Origin of the sequence: Pseudomonas sp. Sample_9, assembly GCF_004307535.1 — a bacterium.
Classification (GTDB): domain Bacteria; phylum Pseudomonadota; class Gammaproteobacteria; order Pseudomonadales; family Pseudomonadaceae; genus Aquipseudomonas; species Aquipseudomonas mercuritolerans.
Genome location: NZ_RAZO01000336.1, coordinates 68,276 through 72,133, shown reverse-complemented (window position 1 = coordinate 72,133; position 3,858 = coordinate 68,276). Strand labels below are relative to the sequence as shown.

3 protein-coding genes are annotated in these 3,858 nt (G+C 61.8%); all 3 read right to left on the bottom strand.

Annotation, left to right across the window (positions count from 1 at the left end; all coding sequences use genetic code 11):
- Positions 1-139: 139 nt before the first annotated feature.
- The 3 genes from D6877_RS19270 to tatC all read right to left on the bottom strand — a co-directional run bounded on the left by D6877_RS19270 (position 140) and on the right by tatC (position 3,778).
- Complete coding sequence (locus D6877_RS19270) at positions 140-2,056, bottom strand: methyl-accepting chemotaxis protein (RefSeq protein ID WP_130911790.1); 1,917 nt, start codon at positions 2,054-2,056, stop codon at positions 140-142.
- A 226-nt stretch (positions 2,057-2,282) separates the two neighbouring features.
- Complete coding sequence (locus D6877_RS19265) at positions 2,283-2,990, bottom strand: 16S rRNA (uracil(1498)-N(3))-methyltransferase (protein ID WP_130911789.1); 708 nt, start codon at positions 2,988-2,990, stop codon at positions 2,283-2,285.
- Complete coding sequence (gene tatC / locus D6877_RS19260) at positions 2,987-3,778, bottom strand: twin-arginine translocase subunit TatC (protein ID WP_016772075.1); 792 nt, start codon at positions 3,776-3,778, stop codon at positions 2,987-2,989. Before tatC ends, D6877_RS19265 begins: the two co-directional genes overlap by 4 nt.
- Between the last annotated feature and the right edge of the window lie 80 nt (positions 3,779-3,858).

The window sequence follows — 3,858 nt, the reverse complement described above, 5'->3', positions numbered from 1 at the left end:
GTTACCTACGACGCGCAAACCGCGCCGCTGCCTTCGCGAGCAGGCTCGCTCCCACAGGGAAACGCATTCCAAGGTGGGAGCGAGCCTGCTCGCGAATGGCATCACCTCGGTTCCAGGCGAACCGAGGTTGTGCATCAACTCAGACTTTGAAGCGGCCCACCAGCATCTGCAGATGCGTGCCCAGTCGCGCCAGTTCAACACTCGACGCTGCGGTCTCTTCACTCGCCGCCGAGGTCTGATCGGACACATCGCGCACATTCAACACGCTGCGGTTGATCTCTTCGGCCACGGCGCTCTGCTGCTCGGCGGCTGCGGCGATCTGCTGGTTCATCGCCTGGATCGCCGACACGGTGCGGGTAATGCTTTCCAGCGAACCTCCCGCACGCCGGGTCAGTTCGACGCTGCTGTCGGTCAGGCTGCGGCTGTTGTCCATGATCGTCGCCACTTGCTGGGTGCCGTTTTGCAGGCCGACGATCAGCTCTTCGATCTCTTCGGTGGACTTCTGCGTGCGTTGGGCGAGGCTGCGCACTTCATCGGCAACCACGGCGAAACCACGTCCGGCTTCCCCGGCACGCGCGGCTTCGATGGCCGCGTTGAGGGCCAGCAGGTTGGTTTGCTGGGCGACCGACTTGATGACGTCGAGGACGCTGCCGATCTTGTCGCTTTCGCGCTTGAGCTCGCCCATGGCTTCTGTGGAATGGCCGACCTCAAGCGCCAGACGCTCGATCTGCGCGATCGCTTCGCCGACGACCTTGTCGCCTTCACGGGCCTGTTGGTCAGCGGCGACAGCGGCTTCAGAAGCCTCTTCAGCGTTGCGCGCGACTTCCTGCACGGTGGCGGCCATTTCGTTCATGGCGGTGGCGACCTGATCGGTCTCGACCTTCTGATTGTTGACCCCGGCGCTGGTCTGCTCGGTCACCGCCGAGAGTTCTTCGGCGGCGCTGGCGATCTGCGTGACGCCGTCGCTGATACCGCCGATCAACTCGCGCAGGCCTTGGGTCATGCTTTGCATCGAGCGCTGCAATTGACCGAGTTCGTCGCGACGCAGGGACACCAGGTTGTGGGTCAGGTCGCCGGCGGCTACGCGCTCGGCGACTTTCAGCGTTTGAGTCAATGGAATGATGATCTGCCGAGTGATCGCCCAAGCAGCAATAAGACCGAAAGCCAGTGCCAGCACGGTGGCGAGCAGCAGCATGTTCTTGGCATGGGCGGCGTCGGTGTCGCGCACCACGGTTTGCGATTCGGTGAGCTTCTTGCTGGCCGACATGAGGATGTCGCCCTGAGCCGACATGTTCGCCAGTGCGGCGGTGTTCTTGACCTGCGAATCACGGAATTGGGCGACGGCGGCGCGGTAGGCCTTGAGCGAGTCGGTGGCTTGCTGCAGGTTGGCGATGTGCTGCTCTGGCACGCGGGTCGGCAGGCTTTCGAGGTTTTTCAGGGCGTTGTCGATGGCAGTCAGCGCCGGTTGCTCCGCGTCGGCCTTGCCGCTGTAGGTGTAGCCGCGCACTTGATAGCGCGCTTGCTGGAGTAATTTGCTCATTTCGATCACTGCGTTGTATTGCGCGACGCTGTCGCCTTGCAGCAGCGCACTTTCAACTTCGCCAACCTTGGCTACCGCGTTGTCAGCGTTGGCGCCAAGCTTGCTGCGCGCGTCTTCACGCTGCACCGTGGCCTGGGTCATTTCGCCAAAGGCGCGTTTGTATTCGGCAACCGCAGCAAGTTGTTGATCGACCATCGCCACATCTGACGGCTGCTCGATCATGCCGCGTGCCGATTGCAGACCGCTTTCGAGTTTGCTGAGCAATTCATTGACCGCGCCCGGGCCTTGTTCGCCACGACGCATGTCGTAGTCCATGCGCGCCAGGCGCAGGTCCTTGGTCAGCTCGTTGAGGCTGGAAATGAAGCCGAGCTTGTCGCCACGGCTGATGATGCCGCTCATGCCGGTCCAGCCGGTGAAAGTGATCAACAGCGTGAGCAACAGCACCAGGCCGAAACCGATGCCCAGCTTGCGTTTGACGCTGACGTTTCCAAGACTCTCGGCTAACCAACGGTACATGCGACCACTCCCTTCGGACCACTAAATTGGACTTATAGGGGTTGTATCGGCTGGGTGATGGCAATCTGTAACGCCACTTGTCTGCGCCCCATAGGAGCTTGTAGGAGCCTGTAGGAGCTGACGAGTGCAACGAGGCTGCGATCTTTTGATTTTGCTTCTAAAAAAACAAGGTCAAAAGATCGCAGCCTCGTTGCACTCGACAGCTCCTACAAGGATCGCTGTCGCGCTAGAACAGGCGCGCAAGCAGGGCGGTGACGGCGGTTTCGACGCGCAGGATGCGCTCGCCCAGTTGCACCGGTTGCAGGCCGGATTTGGCCAGCAGATCGATTTCGTAGGGAATCCAGCCACCCTCGGGGCCGATGGCCAGGGTCACCGGTTCGCTCAGGGCGCGCGGGCAGGGCGGGAAGTTGCCGGGGTGGCCTACCAGGCCGAGGGTGCCCTCGGCGATCGCCGGCAAGCGATCTTCAACAAAAGGCTTGAAGCGCTTTTCGATGACGATCTCCGGCAACACCGTATCGCGTGCCTGTTCAAGACCGAGGATCAACTGCTCACGAATCGCTTCCGGCTCCAGAAACGGCGTCTGCCAGAAGCTTTTTTCGACGCGATAGCTGTTGACCAGAATCACCTTGGCCACGCCCATGGTCGCGACGGTCTGGAACACGCGGCGGAGCATTTTCGGCCGGGGCAGGGCCAGCACCAGGGTCAGCGGCAGTTTGGCCGGCGGCGGCTGATCGAGGTTGACGCGCAGCTCCGCTTCGCCGGCTTCCAGACGCAGCAACTCGGCCGAACCCATCAACTCGTTGATGCGCCCCACACGCAGGCTGTCGCCGACTTCCGAACGATGCACTTCCTGCATGTGCGTAAGGCGCCGGTCGCGCAGGATCACGCGGTCGGCCGCAATGAAGTCGGCCTCTTCGAGCAGCAGCAGGTTCATGCCTGGGTCGCTGGCGGCTGGTCGTTGTGGTCGTCGGCCGGCGTTTCGTCCGGGCGTTCGCGCTTGCTGACCAGCGCGCCGAAGAGAATGCCGATCTCGAACAGCATCCACATCGGCACAGCCAGCAGGGTCTGCGAGAAGATGTCCGGCGGGGTGAGGATCATGCCGACCACGAAGCAGCCGATGATCACGTACGGGCGAATCTTCTTCAGGTATTTGACGTCGACCACGCCGATCCACACCAGCAACACCACCGCCACCGGAATCTCGAACGCCACGCCGAAGGCGAAGAACAGCGTCATGACGAAATCGAGGTAGCTGGCGATGTCGGTCATCATTTCCACGCCCGCCGGGGTGGCAGCGGCGAAGAACTTGAAGATCAGCGGAAAAACGAAGTAATAGGCGAACGCCATGCCGATGTAGAACAGCAGAATGCTGGAGATCAGCAGCGGCACCGCGACGCGTTTTTCATGCTTGTACAGGCCTGGCGCGATAAAGCCCCAGATCTGATGCAGGATCACCGGAATCGCGAGGAACAGCGAAACCATCATCGTCAGCTTCAGCGGCGTCAGGAACGGCGACGACACGTCTGTGGCGATCATCGTCGCGCCGACCGGCAGGTACTGGCGCAGCGGCGTCGAGACGAAGGTGTAGATCTGCTGGGTAAACGCAAACAGCCCGGCAAAGATAATGAAGATCGCCGCCACGCAACGCAGCAGGCGGGTGCGCAACTCGGTGAGGTGCGAAACCAGCGGCATGTGCTGGTCGTTTTCGGGGAGATCGCTCATGGGGCTCGCGGCGGCAGTGTAGGGTCTTGAGGCGCTGGTGTAGTCGGCGCGGCGGAGGGCGCTACGTGTTCAACCGATGT